The sequence below is a fragment of the Streptomyces sp. NPDC058674 genome, assembly GCF_042716505.1.
Classification (GTDB): domain Bacteria; phylum Actinomycetota; class Actinomycetes; order Streptomycetales; family Streptomycetaceae; genus Streptomyces.
In genome coordinates this window covers 32,285-57,541 of record NZ_JBHXSC010000049.1, presented here as the reverse complement: position 1 = coordinate 57,541, position 25,257 = coordinate 32,285, and the positions used below count along the sequence as shown (strand labels likewise).

Annotated in this window: 23 protein-coding genes; 8 read left to right on the top strand and 15 right to left on the bottom strand. The window is 73.8% G+C overall.

Annotated elements, in window-relative coordinates:
* Window positions 1-128 precede the first annotated feature (128 nt).
* The 3 genes from ACFWU6_RS23540 to ACFWU6_RS23530 are packed head-to-tail and all read right to left on the bottom strand — an operon-like array spanning window position 129 to window position 4,218.
* Entirely contained in the window at window positions 129-1,502 is a 1,374-nt protein-coding gene (locus tag ACFWU6_RS23540; protein ID WP_383804063.1) for an O-antigen ligase family protein, read from the bottom strand.
* Window positions 1,502-3,034 (bottom strand): exopolysaccharide biosynthesis polyprenyl glycosylphosphotransferase, encoded by a 1,533-nt coding sequence (locus ACFWU6_RS23535; protein WP_383804061.1) that lies wholly within the window; start codon window positions 3,032-3,034, stop codon window positions 1,502-1,504. Before ACFWU6_RS23535 ends, ACFWU6_RS23540 begins: the two co-directional genes overlap by 1 nt.
* Window positions 3,031-4,218, bottom strand: coding sequence for a glycosyltransferase (locus ACFWU6_RS23530; RefSeq protein ID WP_383804059.1), 1,188 nt, complete (start codon window positions 4,216-4,218; stop codon window positions 3,031-3,033). The genes ACFWU6_RS23535 and ACFWU6_RS23530 overlap by 4 nt, the downstream gene beginning before the upstream one ends.
* A gap of 785 nt (window positions 4,219-5,003) precedes the next feature.
* Here ACFWU6_RS23530 and ACFWU6_RS23525 point away from each other — a divergent pair.
* The 4 genes from ACFWU6_RS23525 (at window position 5,004) to ACFWU6_RS23510 (ending at window position 7,464) form a co-directional block, all read left to right on the top strand.
* Window positions 5,004-5,414: a rodlin gene (locus tag ACFWU6_RS23525; protein WP_383804055.1), complete on the top strand. Its 411-nt coding sequence runs from the start codon at window positions 5,004-5,006 to the stop codon at window positions 5,412-5,414.
* Window positions 5,415-5,647: 233 nt separating this feature from the next.
* Window positions 5,648-5,881: a chaplin gene (locus tag ACFWU6_RS23520; RefSeq protein WP_383804053.1), complete on the top strand. Its 234-nt coding sequence runs from the start codon at window positions 5,648-5,650 to the stop codon at window positions 5,879-5,881.
* 121 nt (window positions 5,882-6,002) lie between these two features.
* Window positions 6,003-6,956 carry a chaplin gene (locus tag ACFWU6_RS23515; protein WP_383982890.1) on the top strand — a complete coding sequence of 318 codons (954 nt, stop codon included), beginning with the start codon at window positions 6,003-6,005 and terminating at the stop codon, window positions 6,954-6,956.
* 160 nt (window positions 6,957-7,116) lie between these two features.
* Window positions 7,117-7,464 carry a hypothetical protein gene (locus ACFWU6_RS23510; protein ID WP_383982888.1) on the top strand — a complete coding sequence of 116 codons (348 nt, stop codon included), beginning with the start codon at window positions 7,117-7,119 and terminating at the stop codon, window positions 7,462-7,464.
* Between the two features lie 84 nt (window positions 7,465-7,548).
* Here ACFWU6_RS23510 and ACFWU6_RS23505 read toward each other — a convergent pair whose 3' ends face one another.
* Both ACFWU6_RS23505 and ACFWU6_RS23500 read right to left on the bottom strand, forming a co-directional pair.
* Window positions 7,549-7,788, bottom strand: coding sequence for a chaplin (locus tag ACFWU6_RS23505; protein WP_383804047.1), 240 nt, complete (start codon window positions 7,786-7,788; stop codon window positions 7,549-7,551).
* Between the two features lie 157 nt (window positions 7,789-7,945).
* Window positions 7,946-8,395 (bottom strand): hypothetical protein, encoded by a 450-nt coding sequence (locus ACFWU6_RS23500; protein ID WP_383982886.1) that lies wholly within the window; start codon window positions 8,393-8,395, stop codon window positions 7,946-7,948.
* Between the two features lie 270 nt (window positions 8,396-8,665).
* Between ACFWU6_RS23500 and ACFWU6_RS23495 the strand changes: the two genes are divergently transcribed.
* Window positions 8,666-9,076, top strand: coding sequence for a rodlin (locus ACFWU6_RS23495; RefSeq protein ID WP_383982885.1), 411 nt, complete (start codon window positions 8,666-8,668; stop codon window positions 9,074-9,076).
* Between the two features lie 85 nt (window positions 9,077-9,161).
* Here ACFWU6_RS23495 and ACFWU6_RS23490 read toward each other — a convergent pair whose 3' ends face one another.
* Window positions 9,162-9,803, bottom strand: a complete 642-nt coding sequence (locus ACFWU6_RS23490; RefSeq protein WP_383982883.1) for a vitamin K epoxide reductase family protein — start codon at window positions 9,801-9,803, stop codon at window positions 9,162-9,164.
* Between the two features lie 192 nt (window positions 9,804-9,995).
* On the opposite strand from ACFWU6_RS23490, the gene ACFWU6_RS23485 reads away from it, so the two are divergent.
* Window positions 9,996-10,769, top strand: a complete 774-nt coding sequence (locus ACFWU6_RS23485; protein WP_383804040.1) for a DUF6227 family protein — start codon at window positions 9,996-9,998, stop codon at window positions 10,767-10,769.
* A gap of 24 nt (window positions 10,770-10,793) precedes the next feature.
* Here ACFWU6_RS23485 and ACFWU6_RS23480 read toward each other — a convergent pair whose 3' ends face one another.
* From ACFWU6_RS23480 to ACFWU6_RS23465, 4 genes are all read right to left on the bottom strand, one after another.
* Window positions 10,794-12,890 carry a fructose-specific PTS transporter subunit EIIC gene (locus tag ACFWU6_RS23480; protein WP_383982881.1) on the bottom strand — a complete coding sequence of 699 codons (2,097 nt, stop codon included), beginning with the start codon at window positions 12,888-12,890 and terminating at the stop codon, window positions 10,794-10,796.
* A gap of 20 nt (window positions 12,891-12,910) precedes the next feature.
* Window positions 12,911-13,861 carry a 1-phosphofructokinase gene (pfkB, locus tag ACFWU6_RS23475; RefSeq protein WP_383804036.1) on the bottom strand — a complete coding sequence of 317 codons (951 nt, stop codon included), beginning with the start codon at window positions 13,859-13,861 and terminating at the stop codon, window positions 12,911-12,913.
* Window positions 13,858-14,619 carry a DeoR/GlpR family DNA-binding transcription regulator gene (locus ACFWU6_RS23470; protein WP_383804034.1) on the bottom strand — a complete coding sequence of 254 codons (762 nt, stop codon included), beginning with the start codon at window positions 14,617-14,619 and terminating at the stop codon, window positions 13,858-13,860. The genes pfkB and ACFWU6_RS23470 overlap by 4 nt, the downstream gene beginning before the upstream one ends.
* Window positions 14,620-14,755: 136 nt before the next feature.
* Window positions 14,756-16,408 carry an MFS transporter gene (locus tag ACFWU6_RS23465; RefSeq protein ID WP_383804032.1) on the bottom strand — a complete coding sequence of 551 codons (1,653 nt, stop codon included), beginning with the start codon at window positions 16,406-16,408 and terminating at the stop codon, window positions 14,756-14,758.
* Between the two features lie 63 nt (window positions 16,409-16,471).
* On the opposite strand from ACFWU6_RS23465, the gene ACFWU6_RS23460 reads away from it, so the two are divergent.
* Entirely contained in the window at window positions 16,472-17,422 is a 951-nt protein-coding gene (locus tag ACFWU6_RS23460) for a helix-turn-helix transcriptional regulator (protein WP_383804030.1), read from the top strand.
* Between the two features lie 173 nt (window positions 17,423-17,595).
* On the opposite strand, the gene ACFWU6_RS23455 is transcribed toward ACFWU6_RS23460, so the two are convergent.
* From ACFWU6_RS23455 to ACFWU6_RS23440, 4 genes are all read right to left on the bottom strand, one after another.
* Window positions 17,596-18,570: an RNA polymerase sigma factor RpoD/SigA gene (locus ACFWU6_RS23455; protein ID WP_383804028.1), complete on the bottom strand. Its 975-nt coding sequence runs from the start codon at window positions 18,568-18,570 to the stop codon at window positions 17,596-17,598.
* Window positions 18,571-19,014: 444 nt separating this feature from the next.
* Window positions 19,015-19,782 (bottom strand): dioxygenase, encoded by a 768-nt coding sequence (locus ACFWU6_RS23450; protein ID WP_383982892.1) that lies wholly within the window; start codon window positions 19,780-19,782, stop codon window positions 19,015-19,017.
* Window positions 19,783-19,907: 125 nt separating this feature from the next.
* The gene (locus tag ACFWU6_RS23445) at window positions 19,908-21,440 is read right to left on the bottom strand and encodes an MFS transporter (protein WP_383982879.1); all 1,533 of its coding nucleotides are present in this window, start codon (window positions 21,438-21,440) and stop codon (window positions 19,908-19,910) included.
* Window positions 21,441-21,501: 61 nt separating this feature from the next.
* On the bottom strand, window positions 21,502-22,251 hold the full coding sequence (locus ACFWU6_RS23440) for a TetR/AcrR family transcriptional regulator (protein ID WP_383804024.1): 750 nt from the start codon (window positions 22,249-22,251) through the stop codon (window positions 21,502-21,504).
* Between the two features lie 245 nt (window positions 22,252-22,496).
* Between ACFWU6_RS23440 and ACFWU6_RS23435 the strand changes: the two genes are divergently transcribed.
* Window positions 22,497-23,774 carry a M6 family metalloprotease domain-containing protein gene (locus ACFWU6_RS23435; protein WP_383804022.1) on the top strand — a complete coding sequence of 426 codons (1,278 nt, stop codon included), beginning with the start codon at window positions 22,497-22,499 and terminating at the stop codon, window positions 23,772-23,774.
* Between the two features lie 70 nt (window positions 23,775-23,844).
* Here ACFWU6_RS23435 and ACFWU6_RS23430 read toward each other — a convergent pair whose 3' ends face one another.
* Entirely contained in the window at window positions 23,845-25,212 is a 1,368-nt protein-coding gene (locus ACFWU6_RS23430; protein ID WP_383982878.1) for an MFS transporter, read from the bottom strand.
* Window positions 25,213-25,257: the final 45 nt, after the last annotated feature.

The following is a 25,257-nucleotide window of genomic DNA, read 5'->3' as shown; positions in this document are numbered from 1 at the left end:
CCGGCGGGGGGGGGCCCCGGCCCCGCCCCGGGGGGCGGGCCCCGCCCGGCGCGGGGGGGCGCCCGGCCCGGGGCCGGGGGGCGGGGGCCGCCCGGGGCCCCCCGCCCGCCGCCAGGGCGTCGTATCCGTCACAGGACCGCCGGCCCGTCGTGGGCCGGGGACCGCGGGCCCCGGACCGCGTCCGGCGGGGACGGCAGCGCCCACCAGGCCGCCAGCCCGATGATCACCCCGGTCAGGACCGTCGACGGCCCGCCGATGTCCGCGTAGAGGAAGTCGGTGAGCTGCCACACGAGCAGGCCGACCGCGATCAGTCCGCAGTCCCGCACCGCCCCGCCGCCGGCGAGCCGCCGCAGTCCCGCGACCAGCAGCACCGCCCAGCCGCCGGCCAGCGCGGCCAGTCCCGTCAGTCCCTGTTCGCTGAGGATCAGGAGGTACATGTTGTGCGGGGAGAGCAGCGGCTGGCGGATGTACGCCTGCCCCGCGCCCGCGGTGTCGCTGCCGGAGGACAGTCCGAGCGAGGCGTGCCCGTCCCGGTGGGCGGGGAAGCCCTTGAGGCCCACCCCGGCCGCCGGTCGCTCGCGCCACATCGACTCGGCGGCGGCCCACATCGTGTAGCGGTCGGTCACCGACTGGTCGGGGGCGCTGGACACCTGCGTGATGGAGGTCAGCCGCTCCGCGACCATCTCGGAGCCGACTCCGAAGCCGCCCACCAGCACCACGCCGGCCGCGGCCAGCGCGAGGAGCACCTTCAGCGCCCGCCGGATTCCGGCCAGCGCCATCACCAGCACCGCCGCGGCGAAGGTGGCGATCCACGCGCCGCGGCTGAAGGACAGCACCAGCGGGACCACCAGCACGAGGGCCGCGCCCCCGGCCGCCCGCCGGGCCCCGCGCGGCACTCCGGGCGCCAGCGCGACGGCGGTCGCCACGACCAGCCCGTACGCCACCACGGTGGCCATGCCCATGACGTCGCCGGGGCCGAAGGTGCCCACGGCCCGGATGTCCTCGCCCTGGTACGAGGCGCCGGTGCGCGTCGCGAACTGCACGACCCCTACGGCGCCCTGCACCAGCGCCAGCGCCACGAAGCACCCGGCGGCGATCCGGAACTCCCCGGCGCCGCGCACCAGCAGCACCACGGCCGCCGGGACCAGCACGAAGACCTGGAGGTAGCGCACGAAGCCCGGCAGGGCCGCGTACGGGTCGCCCGCGGTCACCGTCGCCACCGCGAGCCCCACGGCGGGCGCCCCGAGGACCAGCACGCCCAGCGGGGTCAGCCCGCGCACCCGGCCGCGCAGCGCCTGCACCGCGCAGACGAGCACCAGCAGCAGCGAGGCGGCGTCGGCCGGGCCGACCTTCCCCGAGGCGGTCGCGTCGCCCGCCGGGAGCGGGGCCAGCAGGAACAGCACGGTCGCGGCGAGCGGCAGCAGCGGCCAGTGCCGGCGCAGCAGGCCCGGCAGGTCCCCGGCGCCCGGCCGTACGCCGTACGGCGGAGCCGCGAGGCTCATCAACTGCCCCCCAGCCGGAAGCGGAAGAAGGAGGCGGCGGTGCGGGCGAGGATCCACAGGTCCTGCCACAGCGACCAGGTGTCGATGTAGTGGTTGTCGAAGCGGGCCCGGTCCTCGATGGAGGTGTCCCCGCGCAGCCCGTTGATCTGCGCGAGGCCGGTGATGCCCACGGGCATCCGGTGGCGGGCCTCGTAGCCGGGGTGCACGGTGGAGAACTTGGCGACGAAGAAGGGCCGTTCGGGGCGCGGCCCGACCAGGCTCATGTCACCCCGTACGACGTTCCACAGCTGCGGCAGCTCGTCCAGCGAGGACTTGCGCAGGAAGGAGCCGACCGGGCTCATCCGGCGGTCGCCCGCGACCGTCCAGCGGGTGGCCGACTCGTGCTCGTCGGCGCGCAGCGTGCGGAACTTCAGCAGGGTGAAGGGCCGTCCGTACAGGCCGACCCGCTCCTGCCGGAAGATCACCCCCGGTCCGTCGCAGGTCCGCACGGCCAGTGCGCACAGCGCCATCACCGGCGCGGCGGCCACGAGGGCGGCCAGCGCGAGCACCGCGTCGATGCCGCGCTTGGCCCAGCGCTCCAGGGGCCGCGCGGGGCGCGGCAGCAGCGGCTGGACGGCGTACCCCCACAGCTGGTCGGCGGGTTGCGCCACCCGCATGCCGGTGACCTTGGCCGTTCCCGCGGGGTCCGCGAGCCACAGCCGGCAGCCGTGGTCGTGGAAGAGGCGGACCAGTGCGGCGGTGCGCTCGTCGGCCTCCGGCGGACGGGTGAACACCGCGTGCCGCACCGAGTTCTGGATGACCGCGCGGCGGACGTCCTCATGGGTGGTGAGGACCGGCAGGGCGCCCGCGTCCGCGCCGTCCCCGGGGGCGGGGGCGGCCAGGCCGACCGGGCGCAGCCCGTACTCGGGACGGCCGTGCAGGGCCGCCGCGACCGCTCCCGCCCCGGCCCCGGGGCCGACGACGAGCGCGGAGGCGGGCCTGCGGACGGCGGCGCGGCGCCGGAGCTGGTTGGCGAGCCCCCGGCCCGCGCAGGCCAGTACGGCCTGGAGGCAGACTGCGGTCAGCAGTGCGCCCCAGCCCAGCGCCCGGCCCGGGTGCAGGGCGGCCACCGCGGCGGCGGTCCCGCTCCACAGGACGGCGGACCGGCCGACGAGCGCGGGCAGTTCGAGGAGGGCGGAGGGCGCCAGGCGAGGCCGGTACAGGCCGGCCTGCGCGTGCAGCGCGGCCAGCAGTACCGCGAGGGTCACGGCCGCGGCGCCGGGCAGAGCGGCCGTCCCCGGCGGGGCGACCGCCGGCAGGGCCGCCGCGGTGAGTACGGCGGCCAGCGCGTCGGCGGTGAGCAGCGGGAGCACCCCGTCCCGGCGGCGGACCCGCTGCGGCCGGACGGCGGCCCGGGCCCGGTCGGCCCTGGGTCCGCGCGGGGGGTGGATCGCGGCCCGGGAACGGCGGACGGCGGTGGCTGCGGCGGCTGTTCCGCCGTGCCCCGTGCCGCCCTGCCCGGTGTGCCGGGCGGGTGCGCTGTCCATCGTCATCGGCTGATGCGCTCCTGGTTCGAGGGCCGGGGCCTGCCCAGCAGTTCGTGGTACAGACCGGTGACCGCGTCCGTGGTCCGCCGCACGTCGAAGTCGGTCCGGGCGTGCTGCCGGGCCTGTTCGCCGAGTTCGGCGAGGAGCCGCGGTTCGGCGAGGAGCCGTCCCAGGGCCTTGGCCAGCGCCGTCGGGTCCTCCGGCGGCACCAGGCACAGCCGTCCCTGGCCGGGCGGCAGGCTCTCCCTGGCACCACTGACGTCGGAGACCAGGACCGGGCGGGCGCATGCCATGGCTTCGAGCGGGGCGAGCGCCATGCCCTCCCACCGCGACGGCAGTACAACGAGATCGGCGGCCCGAAGCCACGGTCGGATGTCGGCGGCGGCGCCCGCGAAGTGGACCCCGGGGGGCGCGGTGCGGCGCAGCCGTTCGGCGTCGGGGCCGTCGCCGACGAGGGCGAGCCGGGCCCCGGGGACGGTGGCGAGCACGTCCGGCCAGGCCCGCAGCAGGACGTCCTGGCCCTTCTGGGGGCAGATGCGGCCCACGCAGACGGCGAGCGGCCCGTTGCCCCGGAGGGCGGCGGGCAGCGGCAGTCCGGCGCGCGCGGCGGCCCGGTCCAGGTCGCGGTCGGGTCCGCCGGGGCCGAAGTGGTCCAGGTCCACGCCGTTGCGGACCACCGCCCAGCGGGCGGTGATCCCCCCGGCCTCGCCCGCGCGGCGCTCCGCCTCGCTGACGCAGAGCACCCGGTCGGCCCAGCGCGCCCCGTACCGCTCCCAGCGCAGGGCGAGCGCGCCGGTGGCCCCGCCGACGGCGTCGAAGGACCAGGCGTGGGGCTGGAAGACGGTGGGTGGGGTCCCGCGCGCCGCGAGCCGCCCGGCCAGCCCGGCCTTGGCGCTGTGCGCGTGGAGCAGGTCCGGGCGGACGCGGCGGAGCAGTCGGCGCGCGTCGATCACCTCGGCGGGGAGCCCGGGGCCCGGAGCCCGCCCGGCGCGCCAGGCGTGCACCTCGGCCCCGGCTTCGCGGGCGGCGTCGGAGAGGAGTCCGCCGCCGGGGCATCCGACGACCGGGCGCAGGCCCGCGGCCCGCTGTGCGCGGACGAGGTCGACGACGACCCGGGCGACCCCGCCGTCGACGGGCTGGACGAGGTGGAGGACGGTCGTGGGCGGTGCTGCCGATGACTGTGTGGGCACGTGGAGTGGTCCCCTGGGTTCAGCGGCGCGCGTCTGTCTTGACGAAGAGCACGCCGAGGAAATGACCCTGACTTACGCCCGTGAACCTGAAGCTCGGAGTGCGGGCGCCACCGGACGGGGCGGGACCGAGGTCGAACCCGTCCGCGCCATTTCCGGGATTGTTCAGGTGTTCGGGATGTCGCACGAACGATCGATGCCCGAATTCCGTGACCGCAGAATTCATCACATCATCGAAAGGATTGCCTGCACCACCGAGGCCGACCCGTTCGCCGCCGACCCCCGAGCGGGAGGCCCTGACCGGCCCGCCCTGCTGTACGGCCTGGTGGCGCCGGGTGGGCGGGATCGGATCGGGGCAGCACCTAGGGAGCGGGGCCCGCGGTCGCGGGAACATATCCGGAAAGGGCGAGGCAGGACAGCAGGCCGAGCGCGCCGAGGATTCGGCGGGAGGAACCCATCACCCTGTCTCCATTTTCGATCAAGGGGGCAAAACAGGAGTGAACTTTGTCAGAAATCGGGCTGGAAATCACGCCGGACTCGCCCATACGGCCTTTTGGGCGATAACACGCACCCTCATACCGGGCGGGTCGTTATGGCGTGCAGCGCCGTTCGGGCAAAGGGAAAAGCCGCGGCGGCGGCCGCGGACCCGGCACCGCGCGTGTGGACGCCTGAACGTCAACGCGACGCCCGAAACGTCGCATCCGGGTGAAGCCACGCAACCCGAGCCGGGTCCGGGCCGTTGATCCCAGTGCTCCGGTACCGGGCAATCCTGCAAAAAAGGGACGACAATGATCAAGAAGATGATGGCCACGGCAGCGGTTGCGGCCTCGGTCGTGGGCATGGGTGCCGCCATGGCGCCGCAGGCGATGGCCATCGGGAACGACAACGGCGTCAACACCGCCAACGGCAACAACGCCGCGCAGATCTACGGCAACCAGGCCACCTACGGCAACATGAGCCCGCAGATGGCGCTCATCCAGGGCTCCTTCAACAAGCCCTGCATCGCCCTCCCCGCGAAGGCCAACGTGCAGTCCGTGCTGGCCCTGGTCAATGTCGGCGTCCAGGACATCCCCGTCCTGTCCAGCCCGCAGAACCAGCAGTGCACCGAGAACTCCACCCAGGCCAAGGGCGACGAGGCCCTCTCGCACATCCTCAGCAACATCCCGGTCCTCTCGGGCAACGTCTCCTCGGGCAGCTGACCCGGACCCACGCCAGCGAGGCCGCCGCACCCCCGGGTCGCGGCGGCCTCGCCGCATGTGGGCCCTCCCGCTTTCCCCGCACCCGGCGATGACCTCTCCGGGCACCCCGAATTCCGCCCCGGGCAGCGGGTGAGTTATCGATCCGCCGCCGAGAACACGCGGTTTCTTTTTCCTGTCCCACTCGTTGTTATTTCTGCAGTGGATACGCCCCTGCGGGAAAGGATCAAAATCAAATGACGTACAAGAAGGCAGTGGTTCTGGCCGCCGGCGTTCTGATGGCCGCGGGTGCCGCCTCCCCCGCCATGGCCGATGCCGATGCCGCGGGCCAGGCCGTGGGTTCCCCCGGCGTCCTGTCCGGCAACCTGCTCCAGGTCCCGGTGCACGTCCCGGTCAACCTCTGCGGCAACACCGTCAACGTGATCGGCCTGCTGAACCCCGCGTTCGGCAACACCTGCGTCAACGCCTGACGAAGCGCTTCCGCCCGCGAGGGCGAACCTCCTCGAGATGGCCCCGGAGTGCACGGCGGTGCACTCCGGGGCCACCTTCGATTCAGCACCGGCAGCAGCGCCGGTAGACAGGGAAGGACCCATGCGACAGGTACTGAGCCGACAGGTACTGGGCAAGGGGATGCTCACGGCGGCAGCCGCTTCGAGCCTGCTGTCGATCGCGACCGGCGCGGCCAGCGCACACCCCGGAGCGAGCGCCGAGGTCTCGCGGTCGCCGGGCGTGCTGTCCGGCAACAGCGTCTCGGTACCGATCACCTTCGCCCCCAACGTGTGCGGCAACAGCGTGGACGGGGGTGCGGCGCTCAACCCCTCGATGGGGAACACCTGCGCCACCGCCACCGGACCGGGCGCCCACCAGGACCACGACTACCGGCGCCATCTGAGTCCGGAGAACGCCGAGGCCTTCGAACGCCACCTCGACGAGCGCCGGGCACGGCACGCGATGCCGGAGCAGCGCCACGAGGTGGCCCGGGACGAGGCCCCGCGCCAGGGACCGCGCCATGCGGCCCCGCGCCACGCGGCCCCCCGCCACGAGGAGCCGCGTCACCAGGAGTCGCCGCACCAGGGCGGCTACGGCGCGGAGCAGGCGGAGGAGGAGTGCGACGACCACCCCCGGTCCGTACCGCCCCCGGCGCCCGCGCCGGAGCCCGTCCCGGACGAGGCAGCGCCCCAGCCGCTCCCGGCTCCCGCGCCCGACGCGCAGGAGGACGCGCCCCGCCCGCCCCACGGGAGCCAGCCCGTGGACCGCCCGGCGCCGGCCCCGGCGCCCGAGGCCGTGCGGCCGCCGGCGGACCAGCCCCCGGCCGCCCCGGCCGGCGACGCCCCGGTCCACCTGACCCCGGCTCCCGCGCCGGCCACGGCGCCCGCCTCCTCCCCCGCTCCGGTGCCGGCCCCCGTGCAGACCCCCGCGCCGGCACGGGCCACGGGGATGGAGCTGGCGGAGACCGGCGCCGGGCAGCCGGCCGCCGCGGCGGCCCTCGCGTCGGCGCTGATCCTGGGCGGCGCAATTCTCTACCGGCGGTCCCGCACCGCCTGACCGCGATACCGGTCATCAGAAGAAATATCGGCCGGAGAATCCCACGTCGGATTCTCCGGCCGCTGCCATGTCCCGGCGCGACCGCGTTTCCACAGCCACGCGACATCGTTACCCAGGGCGATAGCGGCGCGCCGGTCGCCGCTGGAAAAGGATTTCGACAATGAAGCTCACGAAGGTCGCCGCCGTCCTCGTCGGTTCCGTCGCCGCCCTCGGCGCCTCCGCTCCCGCCTTCGCGGCCGAGGCGCCGGCCTCCCTGCCGCCCATGAGCCTCACCGGCGGGGTGACCGAGACCCTGAACGCCGTGGGTCCGGTGTCCGAGTCCCTCCCCCAGACCGTGGGCGCCGGACTGGCCGAGCAGGGCGACCACGTGAACAAGGTCGTGGGCACGGTCCAGAAGGTCAACAAGGTCCGCAACGACGTCCCCGGCGAGGTCCTCGGCCTGGCGAACGGCGCCGCCAAGTCCAACCCGATGCTCGGTGGCGTGACCCTCAACGGAGGCAACAGCTGAGCCGCCCCGGCTGAACGCACGCCGACATGACCGTGGGCGCCACCGGCAAGGCCGGGGCGCCCACAGTCGGTTGTTCCGCTGACGTCAGTCGTTGACGCAGACGTTGCCGAACGCGGGGTTCAGCAGGCCGATCACGTTCACGGAGTTGCCGCAGATGTTGACCGGGATGTGGACCGGGACCTGAGCCAGGTTGCCGGAGGCAACACCGGGGGAACCCACGGCCGCGCCCTCGGCCGAGGAGTCGGCGGAGGCGGCACCGGCGGCACCGGCCACGGCGAGACCAGCGGTGGCCATGACCAGGGCGGCCTTCTTGGCAGAGTTCATGGGAAGTGCACCTTCTGTTCGATGTTCTGCCCCGATGCCGGGGCTCACACCGAGCGAAACGCTCCAGCCTTCCCGGACGACACGGTTCGACACACGATCAGACCTGTTCAGCCCAACAGTCGTAAGCATGTGCGCATGTCCGGCCGCTCTTCCCGCCCTACGGAACGTCGGGGATGTCCGGCAGCGCCGGCACCAGGTCCGTCGGCAGCGCGGGCACCCCGCCGGCCGGCGGGGCCGCGGGCAGCTCCACCTGCGGCAGCGTGACGCCGGGGAGCGAGAGCTCCGGCAGACCCGGGACGGCCGGGAGGGCCGGGAGCTTCGGCAGCTCGATCGGCGGCAGCGTCACTCCGGCCGGCAGCAGGGCCCCCACCGACTTCAGGAGGTCCTGGAGGGTCTTGGTGAGGCCGGCGAGGAGGTCGTCGATCGGACCGGCCGCGGCACGGTCCTCGATCGTCTCGATCTTCTGCTGGACGGCCGCCACACGCTCGGTGAGCTCGGCGGTGGAGCCGTCCGCGGCGCCCGCGGGGGCGGCCGCGCCGGACAGTATGGCCACAGCGAGGGCCGAGGGGACGAGGAGGCGGACGCGGGACGGCTTCTTGCGGTGCATACGGGATTCCTTCGGGTGGTGGAACAGAAGCGGACCCGGACGATCCGCTCCCTCGCCCACCGTGCGAACACCTCGTACGGAGTGCAACAGGAGCGCCGCCCGCCATCGGCCGCACGGGGGCTTCGCGCAGGCGTCCGGAGGCGTCCGGCCCGCCCGGGGAAGAGTTCGAGGCGCGCAGGCCGTTTGAGTGAAGCAACGGAACCAACCCCCCGACAGGGCAGTTGACCAGGGCGCTCCATTTGCGGGCACTCGTGCGACCGAAGGATCAAGATGTTCAAGAAGTTCATGACCGCCGCCGCGGTCTCCGCCGTTGCCATCGGCGCGGGCGCTGCTGCTGCGGCCCCGGCCATGGCCATCGGCAACGACAACGGGGTCAACACCGTCAACGGCAACGGCTCCCAGCAGATCTACGGCAACCAGAAGACCGCCGGCGACATGAGCCCGCAGCTCAGCCTGGTCCAGGGCACGCTGAACAAGCCCTGCATCGGCCTGCCGGCCAAGGTCAACGTCCAGTCGCTGATCGCCCTGGTCAACGTCGGCGTCCAGGACATCAACGTCCTGTCCAACCCGCAGAACCAGCAGTGCACCGAGAACTCCACCCAGGCCAAGGGCGACGAGCCGCTCTCGCACATCCTCAGCAACATCCCGGTCCTGTCGGGCAACGGCTCCATCGGCAGCTGATGTTCGCCGCGCCCGCCGAGTGAGGTGGCGAGGGCCCCGGCAGCGTCCAGCTGCCGGGGCCCTCGCGTGCGTCCGTCCGCCCCGGTCAGGAGGTCCAGAAGTCCCACCACCGGGTGAGGACCAGCATGCCGATCACGCCGATGTGCAGCGCGGGCGGGGCCCAGCCGAACTCGGCGAAGAACTCCCGCAGCGGGGCCGGGGCCGGGAGCGCCCCCGTCCGGACGTTGTGCGCCGTGACCGCCCAGAACATCAGCAGCGTCGCCACCCAGGCCAGGCAGCACCACAGGCAGAGCGCGTTGATCTCGTACAGCGACTGGACCATCAGCCAGGAGCAGAAGCCGACACCGAAGAGCGTGCCGGCGTTCAGTCCCAGCCAGAACCAGCCGCCGTAGCGGGCGCCGGCCAGCAGGCCCGCGCCGACGCACACGACGACGGCGTACGCCGCGAGGCCCAGCATCGGGTTGGGGAAGCCGAACGCCGCCGCCTGGTCGCTCTGCATCACGCTGCCGCAGGAGACGACGGGGTTGAGGCTGCAGGCGGGCTTGAAGTCCGGGTCCTCCAGCAGGAGGAACTTGTCGAGGGTGATCACCCAGGAGGCCAGCACCCCGGCGGCCCCCGTGAGGACCAGCAGCCAGGCCAACCCCCGCGGGACGGCTTCCGCTTCGCCCCCGGGTCGCGTGCCGGGCCGTCCCTGCCGGCGGGGGACGTCCACTGTATTCGTTGCCATGCGGCCCATAGTCCCCCGCTCCGTACCAGAGCGGCACCAATCATGCGCATCTGTACGCAAGTTGACCTGAAGGTGTGGCGGGGACCCCGGATGCTTCCCGGACGTTTTGCCGAACCCCGGACGTGATGTCAGAGCCAGGGGCTACGTTGAGCTTCCGCGAAGTAACAAGCTGCTACGGCCTGGAGACCCACCTTGAGCGATCCGTACGAGACAACCGAGGCCCACCTCGACCGACTCCTGGGCCGCGCCCTCAACTCGTTCGACGTGCCCGACAGGCTGGTCGAGCGGCTCGGCACGGCGCTCGCCCACAGCTCTTCGCTCTACACCACCCACCACAGCCCGGCAACCGGGATCTGGCGGGAGACCCACCGGCACGCCTACCTGTTGGCCGACGGCACCTCGGCCTCGCTGTGGGAGCTGGTGTACCGGCAGGAGGGTGACGGCGCCGTCCGGCACGAGGTCTTCGCGAGCAAGGCGGAGAGCTGCCTGGCCGTGGCCCGGCTGTTCGGGGAGGGCCCGGCCGAGGCGGCTCCGGACCCCGCGCGGCCGCCGGGCGACGAGGAGCGGCCCGACGACGGCGCGGCCGCGCTGAGCCGGCTGCTCACGGACTCGGCGCCGGTGGGCCGCCACCGGAACTACGCGGTGGAGGAGTCCGCCGACCACGCACGCCGGGTGCTGCGCCGCGCGGAGAACGTCGACAGCCCCGGGGCGGAGGTCGCGGCGCGGCTGCGTTCGGCGTACGCGCACCAGATCACCCAGGCGTTCGGGGCGCGCCACTGCCTCTCGGACGGGCGGGGCGCCGGCTTCAGCCTGTACGAGCACGCCTTCCTCCTGCTGGACGGGGCGGAGGTCAGCCTGTGGGAGGTCGAGCACACGGCGACGCCGGACGGCCGGCACATGTGCGAGGTGTACGAGAGCGAGGCCGCCGCGCGCGGAGCCATGAAGCTCCGCGCGCGGGTGCGCTGACTCCGGGGCGGGGCGCCGGCCGGGTCACGCCGCCGCCGTGACCTCGGCGGGGGCGCTCACGGCCGCCTCGCCGGGCTGCGCCGGGGCGGTCCGGCGCAGCCCCTTGAGGAGGATGACCAGCACGGCCGTGGTGGCCGTACCGGCGGCGATGGCGACCAGGTAGAGCAGCGGGTTGCCGATCAGCGGGATCACGAAGACGCCGCCGTGGGGCGCTCGCAGGGTGCACTCGAAGGCCATCGACAGGGCCCCGGTGACCGCCCCGCCCACCATCGAGGCGGGGATGACGCGCAGCGGATCGGCGGCGGCGAAGGGGATGGCTCCCTCGCTGATGAAGGAGGCCCCCAGGAACCAGGCCGCCTTGCCGTTCTCCCGTTCCGTCGGGGAGAAGAGCCGGGCGCGCAGGGTGGTGGCCAGTGCCATCGCGAGCGGCGGGACCATGCCCGCGGCCATCACGGCGGCCATGACCTTGAGGCTCCCCTCGTTGGGGGTGGCGAGACCGCCGATGGCGAAGGCGTACGCGACCTTGTTGAGCGGCCCGCCCAGGTCGAAGCACATCATCAGGCCCAGGACCACGCCGAGGATGATCGCGTTGGCGCCGGAGAGGCCGGACAGCCAGTCGGTGAGGGCCTGCTGGAGCGAGGCGATCGGCTTCCCGACGACCAGGAACATCAAGAACGCGGTGACGGCGGACCCGATGAGCGGCAGGACGACCACCGGCATGATCCCGCGCAGCGGTGTGGGGATCTTCAGGCGCTGGACGGCGAGGACCGTTCCGCCGGCGATGAGGCCGGCGATCAGGCCGCCGAGGAAGCCCGCGTTGATGGTGAGGGCGACGGAGCCGCCGACGAATCCGGGGACGAGGCCGGGCCGGTCGGCCATCCCGTAGGCGATGTAGCCCGCGAGGACCGGTACGAGGAAGCCGAAGGCGAGGCCGCCGGTCTGGAAGAGGAGGGCCGCCCAGCTGGCGGACTCGGTCCAGACGAAGTGGTCGGCGACGGAGGGGGCCTGGTCGACCGTGTACCCGCCGATGGCGAAGGCGAGGGCGATCAGCAGTCCGCCGGCGGCGACGAAGGGGACCATGTAGCTGACGCCGGACATGAGCCAGGTGCGCAGTTTCGCGCCGTAGCCGTCCTGCGGTTCGCCGGCCTCTTCGACGGGGGTCGGCGCGTGCGCCCCGGTCTCGCCGCGCGCGGCCTTGTCGCGGGCCTCGGCGAGGAGTTCCGCGGGCCGGTTGATGCCGGCCTTGACGCCGACGTCGACGGTGGGCTTCCCGGCGAAGCGGGCGCGGTCGCGTACGGGCACGTCGTGGGCGAGGACGACGGCGTCGGCGGCGGCGATGGCCTCGGGGGTGAGCCTGGTGAATCCGGCCGAACCCTGGGTCTCCACGGTGAGGTCGATGCCGGCCTCCCGGGCGGCCTGGGCGAGGGACTCGGCCGCCATGTAGGTGTGCGCGATACCGGTGGGGCAGGAGGTGACGGCGACCATGCGCAGCGGCCGTTCGCCGGGGGCCTCCGGCGACGCTTCCGCCGCTTCCGGCTCCTCCGCCGTCGCCGTCGCCTCCGCCGCGCCCGTCGTCTCCGCCGTGGCGGCTGCCTCGGCGGCCGGAGCGGGAACGGGGTCGGCGGGAACGGGGTCGGCGGCGGGAACGGGGTCGGCGGCGGGCGCGGGGGCCGGGACCGGTTCGCCGCCGGCGACCAGGGCCGCGGCCTGCTCCGGGGTGGCGGCGTCACGGAGGGCCGCGACGAACTCGGGCCCCATCAGACGGCGGGCCAGGGAGGACAGGATCGACAGGTGGGCGTCGTCCGCGCCGGCCGGGGCCGCTATGAGGAAGATCAGGTCGGCGGGTCCGTCCGGGGCTCCGAAGTCCACGCCGGCCGGGGCGCGGCCGAAGGCCAGGGTCGGGACCGTGACGTGCGCGGACCGGCAGTGCGGGATGCCTATCCCGCCCTCCAGGCCGGTGGGCATCTGGGCCTCGCGGGCGGCCACGTCGGCCAGGAAGCCGTCCAGGTCGGTGACCCGGCCCAGGGCTGCCATCCGGCGGGCCAGAGCGCGCGCGGCCTCCTCCTTCGAGTCGGCGGCCAGGTCGAGGTCGACCAGTTCGGGGGTGATCATCTCGCTCATCGCGGGCTCCTTTGCGCGCGTCAGACCGCGGCGGGTTCGGACAGGGGGAGGTCCAGGGGCAGGTCCTGGGTGATGTGGACCGCCTCGGGGCGCAGGTCGGAGGGGGTCGGCATGGCGCTGCCGGGGAGTTGGACCGCGGCGGCGCCGTGCGCCAGGGCGGAGGCGAGGGCGGCGGGGCCGGTGCCTCCCGCGATCAGGAACCCGGCGAGGGAGGCGTCCCCCGCCCCGACGTTGCTGCGGACCGCCTCGACGGGGGCCGTGCCGTAGAAGGTGCCCTCCGCGGTGACCAGCAGCTGTCCGTCGCCGCCGAGGGAGGCGAGGACGGCGCCCGCGCCCAGCGAGCGCAGTTCCTCGGCCGCCTTGACCACGTCGCCCAGGGTGTCCAGGGGGCGCCCGACCGCCTCGGCGAGCTCGACGGCGTTCGGCTTGACCACGTCGGGGCCGGCCGGGAGGGCCGCGAGCAGTGCCGGGCCGGAGGTGTCGAGTGCGATGCGGGCGCCGGCCTCGTGGGCGCGGGCGACGATCTCGGCGTACCAGCGGGGGGAGAGTCCGCGCGGGAGGCTGCCGCAGCAGGCGATCCAGGCGGCGTCGGCGGAGCAGGTGCGGACGGTGTCCAGGAGGAGGTCGGACTCCTCCCGGGACAGCTCGGGGCCGGGGGCGTTCACCTTGGTGAGGGTGCCGTCCGGTTCGGCCACGGAGATGTTGGAGCGGGTCTGGCCGGCGATCGAGACGGCGGTGACGTCGACGCGGTGGGCCCCGAGGAGTTCGGCGAGCAGGGCGCCGGGGGCGCCGCCGAGCGGGAGGACCGCCGTCGTGCGGACGCCCGCGGCCGCCACCGCGCGCGAGACGTTGACGCCCTTGCCGCCGGGGTCGACCCGGTCGCCGGTGGCGCGCAGCACCTCGCCGCGGTCCAGGGAGGGGACCTCGTAGGTCCGGTCGAGGGCCGGGTTGGGGGTGACGGTGAGGATCATACGAGCACAACTTCCGTACCGGCGGCCTCGATCGCCGCTTGCTGGGCGGGGGCGAGCCCCGTGTCCGTGATGAGGAGGTCGACGTCCGCGAAGGAGCCGAAGCGCGCGAAGTGCTCCTGGCCGGCCTTCGCGGAGTCGGCGAGGAGGACGACGCGGCGGGCGGCGGCGATCGCGGCCCGCTTGACGGCCGCCTCGGCCAGGTCGGGTGTGGTCAGGCCGCCCTCCGCGCTGAAGCCGTTCGTCGCGAGGTAGAGGACGTCGGCGCGGATCTCGGCGTACGCGCGCAGTGCCCACGCGTCGACGGCGGCACGGGTGCGGTGGCGGACGCGGCCTCCGACGAGGTGCAGGTCGATGGCGGGGTGGTCGGCGAGCCGGGCCGCCACGGGCAGGGCGTGGGTGACGACGGTGAGTGCGGAGTCGACGGGGATGCCGGCGGCGAAGCGGGCCAGCGTGCTCCCCGCGTCCAGGACGACGCTGCCGCCGTCGGGCAGCTCGGCGAGTGCGGCGGCCGCGATGCGGTCCTTCTCGTCGGCGGCGGTGGACTCGCGCTCGGTGAGGTCCGGCTCGAAGTCGAGGCGGCCGGCCGGTATGGCCCCGCCGTGCACCCGGCGGACCAGTCCCGCCCGGTCGAGGGCGGTCAGGTCCCGGCGGACGGTCTCGGCCGTGACCTGGAAGCGGTCGGCGAGGGAGAGGACGTCCACCCGCCCCTCCTCGCGGGCGAGGCGGAGGATCTCCTGCTGGCGCTCCGGTGCGTACATGTGGTTTTACGTCCGTTCCATGCCCGACTCTGTGGCTTCACTCCTCAGGGTACGCCCGATTGGCGACGAGAACAAAGAAAAACGGGCATGCCCGCCAACAAAGGCGGACATGCCCGGGGAGTCGGGCCGAAGGGCCTCAGACCGCGGGGACCTTCTCCGGCCGCGGCTCCGCGTCCGGGGCCGCGTCCGGCGCCGGGTGCTCGGCGCCGCCCTCTCGGGCCTCGGCCGCAATCGCCCGGCGCGGCAGCATGAACATCACCGCGAAGATCACGACGAGTACCGCCACGACCCACCACAGGGCGCCGCGGAAGGCCTCCACGTACGGCGCGCCGAAGGCCATGTCGTCGTCGATGAGACCGAAGAAGACCACGGAGGTCAGGCCGAGGCCCAGCGCGTTGCCCATCTGGCCGGTGGTGTTGATCAGGCCGGAGGCCGAACCGGCGTGCTCGCGCGGCACCTCGGACAGCACGGTGTCGGTGAGCGGCGCCACGATCAGGCCCATCCCGATGCCCATGACGACCAGGGGCGCCGCCATCTGCCAGGAGGTGATCGCCATGCCGTAGTGCTGGGACTCCCAGATGTAGAGGAGCAGGCCCGCGGCCATCGACAGGGCGCCGGCCTGGAGCACCTTCCGGCCGAAGCGCGGGACGAGCTTCTGCACCGAGATGCCCGCGGCGGCCGAGACGGCGATGGAGAACGGAATGCCGGTGGTGCCGGCGCGCAGGGCGCTCCAGCCGAGGCCCATCTGCATGTACAGCGTCCAGACCAGGAAGAAGATGCCGGTCGCGATGCCGAAGGTCAGCTGGACGGCGATGCCTCCGGCGAAGCTCTTGACCTTGAAGAGGGAGAGCTCGACGAGCGGCGAGCCGTCCTTCTTGATCTTGTACTTCTCGTAGGCGATGAAGCCCGCGAAGACGAACGGCGCCAGGCCCATGCAGACGAAGCCCCACAGCGGCCAGTCGTTCTCCCGGCCCTGGGTGAGCGGGAAGATCAGCATGACGAGCGCGAGCGTGGCCAGGACCACGCCGACCAGGTCGAGGCGCAGGGCCCGGGGGGCCTTGGACTCCGTGATGAACTTGCGGCCCAGGATCACGCCGGCGATGCCGACGGGCAGGTTGATCAGGAAGATCGGGCGCCACTCCAGGCCGAAGAGGTTCCACTCGGTCAGCAGCGCGCCGAGCATCGGGCCCGAGACGGCGCCGAGGCCCACGATGGCACCGAACATGCCGAAGACCTTGCCGCGCTCGTGCGGCGGGAACGTGACGTGGATGATCGCCAGGACCTGCGGGACCATCATGGCCGCCATCGCGCCCTGGAGCAGACGGGCACAGACCAGCATCGCCGGGTCGGCGGCGATGCCGCAGAGCAGCGAGGCGACGGTGAAGCCGGCGATGCCGACGAGGAAGAGGCGCTTGCGGCCGTAGATGTCACCGAGGCGGCCGCCGGTGATCAGGCCCGCGGCGAAGGCCAGGGCGTAGCCGGCAGTGATCCACTGGATCGCGCTCGTGGAAGCGCCGAGGTCCTGGCGCATGCTGGGTATCGCGATGTTGACGATCGTGACGTCGACCAGGTCCATGAAGGCCGCGGTCATCACGATGGCGAGCGCCAGCCAGCGGCGGCCGTCGGCGGCCGGGCCCGCGGCCTCCGCGGCGGGGTCGTGGGGGGCGGCGCCCGGCGCCGCACCCGGGTCCGGTACCGGACCCGGTGCCGGTACCGCGGCCGTGGTCCGCTCTTCTCGTACGGGCCCGTTCTCTCTTTCGGGCGATGTCTGGGACGTCTCGGTGCTCATGGAGAGAAACCTAGACGGCATGTAGGTCAGTCCGTGTCCTATTTCCCTGGCAGCCTGGATGCCATGACCGACACCCCGGCACGGCTGCTGTCCCTGCTGTCCCTCCTCCAGACCCCGCGCGAATGGCCGGGGAGCGAGCTGGCGGACCGGCTCCGGGTGAGCCCCCGGACGATCCGCCGCGACATCGAGCGGCTGCGCGACCTCGGGTATCCGGTCGAGGCCACGCTCGGCGCGGAGGGGGGCTACCGGCTGGTGGCGGGGGCGGCGATGCCGCCGCTGCTCCTCGACGACGAGGAGGCGGTGGCGATCGCGGTGGGGCTGCGGGCGGGCGCCGGACATGCGATCGAGGGGGTCGAGGAGGCTTCCGTACGGGCGCTGGCCAAGCTGGAACAGGTGCTGCCCTCGCGGCTGCGGCGCCGGGTGAGCGCGCTGCAGTCGGCCACCACCGCGGTCACCCGGGGGGACGGCGCGAGCGTGGACCCCCGGACGCTGACCACGATGGCGTCGGCGGTGGCGGGGCCGGAGCGGCTGCGGTTCGCCTACCGGGCGGGTGACGGGGCGCGGTCGCGGCGGTTGGTGGAGCCCTACCGGCTGGTGAGCACGGGGAGCCGGTGGTACCTGATCGCCTACGACCTGGATCGGGAGGACTGGCGGACCTTCCGGGTGGACCGGGTGGCGGAGCCGTTCGCGACGGGGGCGCGGTTCGCTCCGCGGGAGCTGCCGATGGAGGCGCAGGAGTTCGTACGGCGGGGGCTGCGGGGCGGGGAGACGTACCCGGTGGACGTGACCTTCGCGGCGGCGGCCGAGGCCCTGCCGCAGTGGCTGCGGGAAGCGGCCGTCCCGGGGGCCGGCGGCGGTACCCGGGTCCGCTTCGAGAGCGGGGACGCGCCCGAGTGGCTGGCGGCCCGGCTGGCCCTGGCGGGGACGCCGTTCACGGTGGGCGCCCCGGAGTCCCTGGCGGAGGCGGCCCGGGCGCTGGGCGCGCGGCTGGCGGGGGCGGGGGGCCGCGCGTAGCGGCCCGGGGCCCCGGCCGGCGGGCCGCCGGGCGGGGGTCCCGGGCCGAGGCGGGGCCGGACAAGTGGGGGCCCCGACACCTGGGGGGGATAGGTGCCGGGGCGGGAGCTCCGGCGCCTGGGGGGGGTTAGGCGCCGGAGCTCGTTCTTGGGGGTGGATCCGCGCTGTGGCCGTCAGGCCACGGCGTCGAAGCCGGTGTCGTGCGCCATCCGCTTCAGCTCCAGGAGCGCATGCTTCTCGATCTGGCGGATCCGCTCGCGGGTCAGGCCGTGCTGCTTGCCCACTTCTGTCAGCGTACGCTCTCGACCGTCCTCAATGCCGTAACGCATCCTTATGATCGACGCGGTTCGCTGGTCGAGCTTGCCGAGCAGGTCCTCCAGCTCCTCGCTGCGCAGCAGCGACAGGACGGACTGCTCGGGCGAAATCGCCGAGGTGTCCTCCAGGAGGTCGCCGAACTGCGTGTCGCCGTCGTCGTCGACCGCCATGTTCAGGCTGACCGGGTCGCGCGCCCAGTCCAGGACGTCGCCGACCCGCTTCTCCGTCGTGTCCAGCTCGGCGGCGATCTCCGCGTGCTCCGGATCGCGGCCGTTCTCGCGGTTGAACTCGCGCTGGACGCGGCGGATGCGACCGAGCTCCTCGACGAGGTGGACGGGGAGGCGGATCGTGCGGGACTGGTCCGCGATGGAGCGGGTGATGGCCTGGCGGATCCACCACGTGGCGTACGTGGAGAACTTGAAGCCCTTGGCGTAGTCGAACTTCTCGACGGCGCGGACCAGGCCGGCGTTGCCCTCCTGGATGAGGTCGAGGAGCGGCAGGCCGCTGCGCGGGTAGCGGCGGGCGACGGCGACCACGAGGCGCAGGTTGGAGCGGATGAAGACTTCCTTGGCGCGCTCGCCCTCGGCGGCCAGCGCCTCCAGCTCCTCGCGCGGGGGCGCGGCCCCCTCGCGTTCCACGGCGCCGTCGAGGATTTGGCGGGCGAACACGCCCGCCTCGATGATCTGGGAGAGCTCCACTTCCTTGGCTGCGTCGAGCAGCGGAGTACGCGCGATCTCGTCCAGGTACATGCCGACCAGGTCGCGGTCTGCGATCTCCCCGCCCGCACCACGGCTGCTCGTGGACTGACGACGGGCGACGGCGCGGGTTGCCATGCGTGCTCCCTTGCGATGAGTTCGGTCGCGGTGCGGCTGCTGGACGCCGCCGAGGTGCCGGGTGCGTCCCCGGACACTCTCCCGAGTGCCCGCTTCCGAAAGAAACAACGACTGGAATCGGGACAGAATTCCCACGTTGCCCCCTGTTTTCCGAGATCTTGCAGTATCCTGCCCCGTCGCGAGGGGGGCCGGACCGTACCGGAATCGGGAGAGGGCGCAGGTCAAGCGCCGGACAGGGGCCGATGCGAAGCGCCCGCGACGCCGTGCGACCCCCGCGCCCGTGAGACCGCCGTCACAGGCGTCCCGCCCGCGTCTCTCCGCAGGAGCGCCCACCGCGCCGCGCTCCCACTCTGAAGACGGCCCGCGCGGACTTCTGGTTGCCCGGGCGGACGACCGGATGCCGGCCGGCCCGGGGGCCACCGGGCCCGGCAGCGGGCGCGGCGGCTAGCCGAACTGGAGGGAGCGCTTCGACAGGCCCATCCAGAAGCCCTCCACCGCGTCCCGGCGGGCGGCGAGGTCGCCGGACGCCTCCGCGGCGCCGAGGGTGACGAAGAGCGGGGCGAAGTGTTCCGTGCGCGGGTGGGCCAGCCGGCCCGAGGGGGACTTGGCCTCGAAGTCGAGCAGGGCGTCCAGGTCTCCGGCCGCCAGCGCCTCGCGGCCCCACGCGTCGAACTCCGCCGACCAGGCGGGGACGCCCGGACCGGTGTGCCGCAGCGCCGCCAGGTTGTGGGTGAAGAAGCCGCTGCCGACGATGAGGACCCCCTCGTCGCGCAGCGGGGCGAGCGTGCGGCCGATGTCCATCAGGCGGCGGGGGTCCAGCGTCGGCATCGACATCTGGAGCACCGGCACGTCGGCCGCCGGGAACATCTCCACCAGCGGGACGTACGCGCCGTGGTCGAGGCCGCGGTCGGGCATGTCCTGGACCGGGGTGCCCGGGGCGCGCAGCAGGGCCCGTACGGAGGCGGCGAGCTCCGGGGCGCCGGGAGCGTTGTAGCGGACCCGGTAGTAGTGCTCGGGGAAGCCCCAGAAGTCGTGGACCAGAGGTACCGGTTCGACGGCGCCGAGGGCGAGCGGGGCCTCCTCCCAGTGGGCGGAGACCATGAGGATCGCCGCGGGGCGGGGCAGGCCCGCGGACCAGGCGGCCAGCTCGCCCGGCCAGAGCGGGTCGTCGGCCAGGGGCGGGGCGCCGTGGCTCAGGTAGAGGGCCGGCATGCGCGTGTCGGTCGTGGTCACAGGGCTCGCCTCCGTCGTGCGCGGCCGCGGGACACGGACCGGCCCCGCCTGGTTCAAATTTGAACCAAACGGGGCCGTCAGTCATTCCCGGGCGGCGGCCCCCGTCAGTGGGCGATCACCGGGACCTTCAGCCCGGCGTCCTCGGCGGAGCCGGAACCGGAGGCCACCGGACCGCCCGGACGGCCGGTGGTGATCAGCGTGAGGGCGATGACGGAGCTGGCGGCCAGGATGCCGACCGCCCACCAGATGGCGGAGGAGTAGCCCTCGACCATGGCCTGGGCCTGGATCAGCTGCGCGGCCGGACCGCCCGCCGCGGCCTCGGCCGCGTGGTCGGCCAGGTACGCGGTGGTCGCCGAGGCGGCGATGGTGTTCAGCAGCGCGGTGCCGATGGCGCCGCCGACCTGCTGCGAGGTGTTGACCATGGCGGACGCGACACCGGCGTCGGCCGGGTCCACCCCGTGGGTGGCCAGGGACATGGCCGGCATGAACGCCGTGCCCATGCCGAGGCCGAGCAGCAGCTGCGCGGGCAGGATCAGCGCCGGGTACGAGGACCCGACCTCGAGCTGGGTCAGCAGCAGCATGCCGGCGGCGGCGACCAGGAAGCCGGGACCCATCAGCAGGCGCGGCGGGACCCGGGTCATCAGGCGGGCGCCGATCTGGGTGGAGCCCGTGATCATGCCCGCGATCATCGGCAGGAAGGCGAAGCCGGTCTTGACGGGAGAGTAGCCCTTCACGACCTGGAGGTAGTAGGTGAGGAAGAGGAACAGGCCGAACATCGAGATGACGGCCAGGCCGAGCGAGAGGTAGACGCCGCCGCGGTTGCGCTCCAGCAGGACGCGCAGGGGCAGGAGCGGGGACCTGACCTTGGACTCGGTGAGGACGAAGGAGGCCAGGAGCACCGCGGAGGCCGCGAAGAGCCCGATGGTCAGCGGGTCCGACCAGCCCTCGGACTCGGCGCGGGTGAAGCCGTAGACCAGCGAGACCAGGCCCAGGGTGGACAGGACCACGCCCGGGACGTCGAGGGGTGCGCGGTTGCGGGAGCCGGCGGGCTCGCGGATGACCAGCCAGGCACCCGTGGCCGCGACGATCGCGAAGGGGATGTTGACGAAGAAGGTCCAGCGCCAGTTGAGGTACTCGGTGAGGACGCCGCCGAGGATCAGGCCGACGGCGCCGCCGCCGCCCGCGATGGCCCCGTAGATGCCGAAGGCCTTGGCGCGCTCCTTGGCGTCGGTGAACATGACCGCGAGCAGCGAGAGGGCCGCCGGTGCGAGCAGCGCGCCGAAGGCGCCCTGGAGGGCGCGGGCACCGAGCATCATGGCCTCGCCGTTGGCGGCGCCGCCGATCGCGGAGGCCAGGGCGAAGCCGATGAGGCCGACGACGAAGGCGTTCTTGCGGCCCCACTTGTCGGCGATGCGGCCGCCGAAGAGGAGCAGACCGCCGAAGGCCAGCGCGTACGCGGTGATGACCCACTGGCGGTTGCCGTCCGAGATGCCGAGGTCGGTCTGGGCGGAGGGCAGGGCGATGTTCACGATGGTCGCGTCGAGGACGACCATCAGCTGCGCCAGGGCGATGAAGACGAGGGCCTTCCAGCGGCTGGGATCGGCGGCCAGCGGCGGTATCGCGGCTGTTTTTGACATGGGGTACCCACTTCACTGTGCGGAATGACTGAAAAGGGCTAGTTGCGGAGCATGGGGCGCGTCACATGGTTCTCCGCCTCAGGTCCTGCAGCGTGGCCGCCGAGCCGGGCAGCACAGAGCCGGCCGGGGCTCGCAACCCGTCGAGGAACAGCTGGAGGTGGCGGTGGACGAAGGGGTCGGCATCAAGGCATGCGCGGCCCGGCAGCGGGCGGCTGAGCTGGGCGAGGGCGACCGTCAGGTCGCCGACGCCGATGTCCGTGCGGATCAGCCCGGCGGCCTGGCCCGCGGCCAGGAGGGTTTCGATGGCCTCCTCCAAGGCGTCGCGCGCGGCGAGGAGTTCGGGGTGCTCCCGGTCGAAGTCGTCCGCGAGCATCGGGCACATGGCCCCGATCCGCTCGTCCGCGGCCGCGTGCGTGAAGCGGCACAGCGCGGCGAAGGCATCGGGCTCCTCCGCGAGCGATGCCCGCGCCCGGGTGGTCACGCGGTCCATGACGAACAGCACGACGTGGTGGACCAGGGTGGCCCGGTCGGGGAAGTGCCGGTACAGGGTGGCGTTGCCGATGCCGGCCCGGCGGGCGACCTCGTCGAAGGGGGCGCCGGAGCCGAACTCGACGAAGACCTCGCGGGCCGCCGCCAGGATGCGCTCGCGGTTGCGGACGGCGTCGGCCCGCGGGCGCGGAACGGGAGCAGCCGGCGAGGCGGGGGCCGCGGGCGGTGAGGCGGGTGACACCCGGGCCGCGGTCGGCGCCGGGTCCACGTACGCCTCGGGGGCGGTCGGGGCCGCCGGGGCGGTGGTGGTGGCGCGCTTCATTCCGGGGCCTCCCTGGACGGTGGTGCGTACGGCCCGTCAAACGGGGAGCCGGTCCCCGCTTCGGCGGACTCCCATGCAAACGGGGATCGGCTCCCCGGTTATTTCACCCCCGCACGTGACCTGGGTCACAAGCCGTTCCACGTTCGGCCGCTCCCGGCGCGCGGGAGCGCCGCAGCCGTCGGAGGGTGGGCGGACAGAGGGCAGACCGGACCCGGCCGGCTGCCGCGGAGCCGAAGGCGATCTCCATGCCGCAGACCCGCCACCGGATACGCACACCCCGCCGCACCTGCGCGTACGTCGGCCTCACCGCGCTGGCCTTCGGCGTCACGGCGACCGCGAGCGCGGGCATGTCCGGCCACGGTCAGTCCGCCGCCGGGTCGGTGGCCACGACCGCGGAATCGGCACTCGCGCCCTGCCGGATCGCCGGGACGATGGGCGTGCAGATGTCCGAGGGCCTGCCGACACCGCCCGGGTACTCCCGCTCGACCGGCGAGGTCCGCGCACTGAACCTGATGATCGACTTCCCCGACGCCAAGGGCGAGGGCGCGGCCGCGGACCGGCTGTCGGAGTTCTTCCCCCAGACCTCCGAGTGGTTCCGCACCAGCTCCTACGGGCGGCTCAGCTACCGGGCCGAGGCCCCGATAGGCGGCTGGCTGCGGATGCCGATGCCGTTCGCCGCGTACGGGATCGGACGCGGGTCCCCGTACGAGCCGGGCTACCGCCAGCTCGTCGAGCACATCGCCAAGGCCGCCGACTCCGAGGTGGACTTCAGCCGGTACGACCTGGTCAACGTCCTGGTCACGCCGAACGCGGGGCCGTCCGCCCTGGACACCGTCCTGTCGGTGACCTTCGCGGGCAACGCCGAGGCCCCGGCCGCCGACGGGGTGCCCCTCGCCAACACGTCCTTCGTCTACAGCCGCCAGGACGACGGCTCGGGCACCTACCGGGAGACCGGCTACCGGGTCCTCCCGCACGAGAACGGGCACGTGTTCGGGCTGCCCGACCTGTACACCCCCGACGGCGGCGGCGCGGTCGGGCACTGGGACATCATGAGCGAGGACTGGGGGGCCAACAACGACCTCCTGGGCTGGCACAAGTGGAAGCTGGGCTGGCTGGACAGCACCCAGATCAGCTGCGCGTCGAAGCCTGGTGCCAGCGACCACGTCCTGTCCCCGCTGGCGGTGGAGGGCGGCACGAAGCTGGCCTTCGTCCCGCTGTCCGAGAGCGCCGGCTACGCGGTGGAGGTGCGCACGCGCGCGGGCAACGACGAGGCGGTCTGCAAGCCGGGCGTGCTCATCTACAAGGTCGACTCCGAGGTGGACACCGGGCGGGGCCCGGTGACGGTGTCGGACAGCGCGACGGCGAGCGGCGGCTGCACCCGGCGGCCCAACGTGCACGCGGAGCTGTCGGACGCCCCCTTCCGGCCCGGCGAGACCTTCACCGACGAGAAGGCGGGGATCAGCGTCTCGGTGGTCGGGGAACTGCGCAACGGCAGCTACCAGGTCCGGGTCACCCGCCCCTGAGGACGAGGCGGCCCGCCGGGTGCCCAGGGGCTTCGTGGCGCCGGAGGAGGCGGGGGCCGCCGGCGTGGGGTCACTTGCGGCGGCGGTGTCTGCCCTCGGGGGTGAGGGCGCGGGCGCGGGCGTGGCGGCGGCGCACCCGGGCCAGCGCCTTCATCCAGGCCAGGCCGAGCAGCGCGGCCGCGCAGAGCGCCAGCGCGACGACGATGAACGCCTGCGCGGTGCGCTGGAGCCCCCACCGGCCGGAGAGGACTCCGGCCAGTACGGCCGGGGCGCTCATGGACAGGTACGCCACGACGTAGACCGCGGCGAGGAGTTCACTGCGCCGGGCCGGGGACGCGAGCGCCGCCAGCGCCCGGAAGGCGCCGAGGAAGGCGGTGCCCCAGCCGAAGCCGAGTGCGGCGGTGCCGAGGAAGAAGACCGCGGCCTGGCGGGTGGTGAGCGCGGCGTGGACCAGGACCAGCCCCGCCATCAGCGAGGTCACCCCGATCACGGCCGTACGCGGCGGCGGGAGCTTGCCGAGGGCGATCTGGCCGATCGTCGCGATCCCGGCGAAGAGGGCGACGGTCAGGCCGCCGACCAGCGGGCCGGCGCCGTGCAGGATCTGGGTGGCGAGCGAGGGGCCCAGCGAGAGGTAGAGGCCGCAGACCGACCAGACCGCCACCAGCGCCAGGGAGAGCAGGGCGAAGGACCGGCGGGCGGCGGGGGGTACGGAGATCCGCGAGGGGCGGATGCGCAGTCCGCCCGTGGCGGCCGGTGCGGTCTCGGGCATCACCAGCACGCCGAGGAAGGCCCCGGCGAACGCGACCAGCAGCAGGGCGTAGCTGAGCACGGTGGGGGCGGGCGCGAACTGCACGAGGAGTCCGGCGACCAGCGCACCGGCCGCGATCCCGCCGGTGGGGCCGGAGCTGTTGAGCAGCGTGCCGCGGGACGGGGCGTGCGGCGGGGAGAGTTCGATCAGGGCCGCGCTGGTGGCGCCGGTGGCCAGGCCGACGGCCAGGCCCTGGACGGCTCGCGCGGCGAGCAGCCAGACGACGTTCCGGGCTCCGATGAACAGCCCCATGCTGACCACCTCGCCGACCAGCGCGACGAGCAGCACCTTCCGGCGGCCCAGCGTGTCCGACAGGGAGCCGAAGAGCAGCAGCGTGACCAGCACGGCGACGGCGTAGATGCCGAAGACGACGGTGAGCATCGTCGCGGAGAAGTGCCACCGCTGCTGGTAGAGCGCGTACATCGGGGACGGCACGGACGAGGACAGCAGGAGCAGGATCAGGATCGCGCCGACCAGCCAGAAGGCCCGGCTCCCGGAGAGCCGCCCGGGCCGGGCGGCTCCGGCCGCGGCCGTCGCGTCCGGGGCCGCTGGGTCAGGCCCCGGCCCCGTCTGCGGAGGGGGCGGGGGCATCGCGGGAATGCGCAACCGCACGGTCTGGTCGAGGCCCATCGGACGGAGTCCCCCTTGGTGCCAGAACGGGTGGGCGTCGGTCGC

Excerpts from the sequence above, each read along its gene's own strand:
- ACFWU6_RS23450 (WP_383982892.1), bottom strand. The coding sequence starts at position 19,782 with ATGCCGGCCCTCTACCTGAGCCACGGCGCCCCGCCCCTGGCCGACGAC.
- ACFWU6_RS23495 (WP_383982885.1), top strand. The coding sequence starts at position 8,666 with ATGTTCAAGAAGTTCATGACCGCCGCCGCGGTCTCCGCCGTTGCCATC.
- ACFWU6_RS23535 (WP_383804061.1), bottom strand. The coding sequence starts at position 3,034 with ATGACGATGGACAGCGCACCCGCCCGGCACACCGGGCAGGGCGGCACG.
- ACFWU6_RS23490 (WP_383982883.1), bottom strand. The coding sequence starts at position 9,803 with ATGGCAACGAATACAGTGGACGTCCCCCGCCGGCAGGGACGGCCCGGC.
- ACFWU6_RS23435 (WP_383804022.1), top strand. The coding sequence starts at position 22,497 with ATGCCGCAGACCCGCCACCGGATACGCACACCCCGCCGCACCTGCGCG.
- ACFWU6_RS23500 (WP_383982886.1), bottom strand. The coding sequence starts at position 8,395 with ATGCACCGCAAGAAGCCGTCCCGCGTCCGCCTCCTCGTCCCCTCGGCC.
- ACFWU6_RS23455 (WP_383804028.1), bottom strand. The coding sequence starts at position 18,570 with ATGGCAACCCGCGCCGTCGCCCGTCGTCAGTCCACGAGCAGCCGTGGT.
- ACFWU6_RS23430 (WP_383982878.1), bottom strand. The coding sequence starts at position 25,212 with ATGGGCCTCGACCAGACCGTGCGGTTGCGCATTCCCGCGATGCCCCCG.
- ACFWU6_RS23525 (WP_383804055.1), top strand. The coding sequence starts at position 5,004 with ATGATCAAGAAGATGATGGCCACGGCAGCGGTTGCGGCCTCGGTCGTG.
- ACFWU6_RS23445 (WP_383982879.1), bottom strand. The coding sequence starts at position 21,440 with ATGTCAAAAACAGCCGCGATACCGCCGCTGGCCGCCGATCCCAGCCGC.
- ACFWU6_RS23460 (WP_383804030.1), top strand. The coding sequence starts at position 16,472 with ATGACCGACACCCCGGCACGGCTGCTGTCCCTGCTGTCCCTCCTCCAG.
- ACFWU6_RS23440 (WP_383804024.1), bottom strand. The coding sequence starts at position 22,251 with ATGAAGCGCGCCACCACCACCGCCCCGGCGGCCCCGACCGCCCCCGAG.
- ACFWU6_RS23520 (WP_383804053.1), top strand. The coding sequence starts at position 5,648 with ATGACGTACAAGAAGGCAGTGGTTCTGGCCGCCGGCGTTCTGATGGCC.
- ACFWU6_RS23510 (WP_383982888.1), top strand. The coding sequence starts at position 7,117 with ATGAAGCTCACGAAGGTCGCCGCCGTCCTCGTCGGTTCCGTCGCCGCC.
- ACFWU6_RS23505 (WP_383804047.1), bottom strand. The coding sequence starts at position 7,788 with ATGAACTCTGCCAAGAAGGCCGCCCTGGTCATGGCCACCGCTGGTCTC.
- ACFWU6_RS23470 (WP_383804034.1), bottom strand. The coding sequence starts at position 14,619 with ATGTACGCACCGGAGCGCCAGCAGGAGATCCTCCGCCTCGCCCGCGAG.
- ACFWU6_RS23515 (WP_383982890.1), top strand. The coding sequence starts at position 6,003 with ATGCGACAGGTACTGAGCCGACAGGTACTGGGCAAGGGGATGCTCACG.
- pfkB (WP_383804036.1), bottom strand. The coding sequence starts at position 13,861 with ATGATCCTCACCGTCACCCCCAACCCGGCCCTCGACCGGACCTACGAG.
- ACFWU6_RS23480 (WP_383982881.1), bottom strand. The coding sequence starts at position 12,890 with ATGAGCGAGATGATCACCCCCGAACTGGTCGACCTCGACCTGGCCGCC.
- ACFWU6_RS23540 (WP_383804063.1), bottom strand. The coding sequence starts at position 1,502 with ATGAGCCTCGCGGCTCCGCCGTACGGCGTACGGCCGGGCGCCGGGGAC.
- ACFWU6_RS23465 (WP_383804032.1), bottom strand. The coding sequence starts at position 16,408 with ATGAGCACCGAGACGTCCCAGACATCGCCCGAAAGAGAGAACGGGCCC.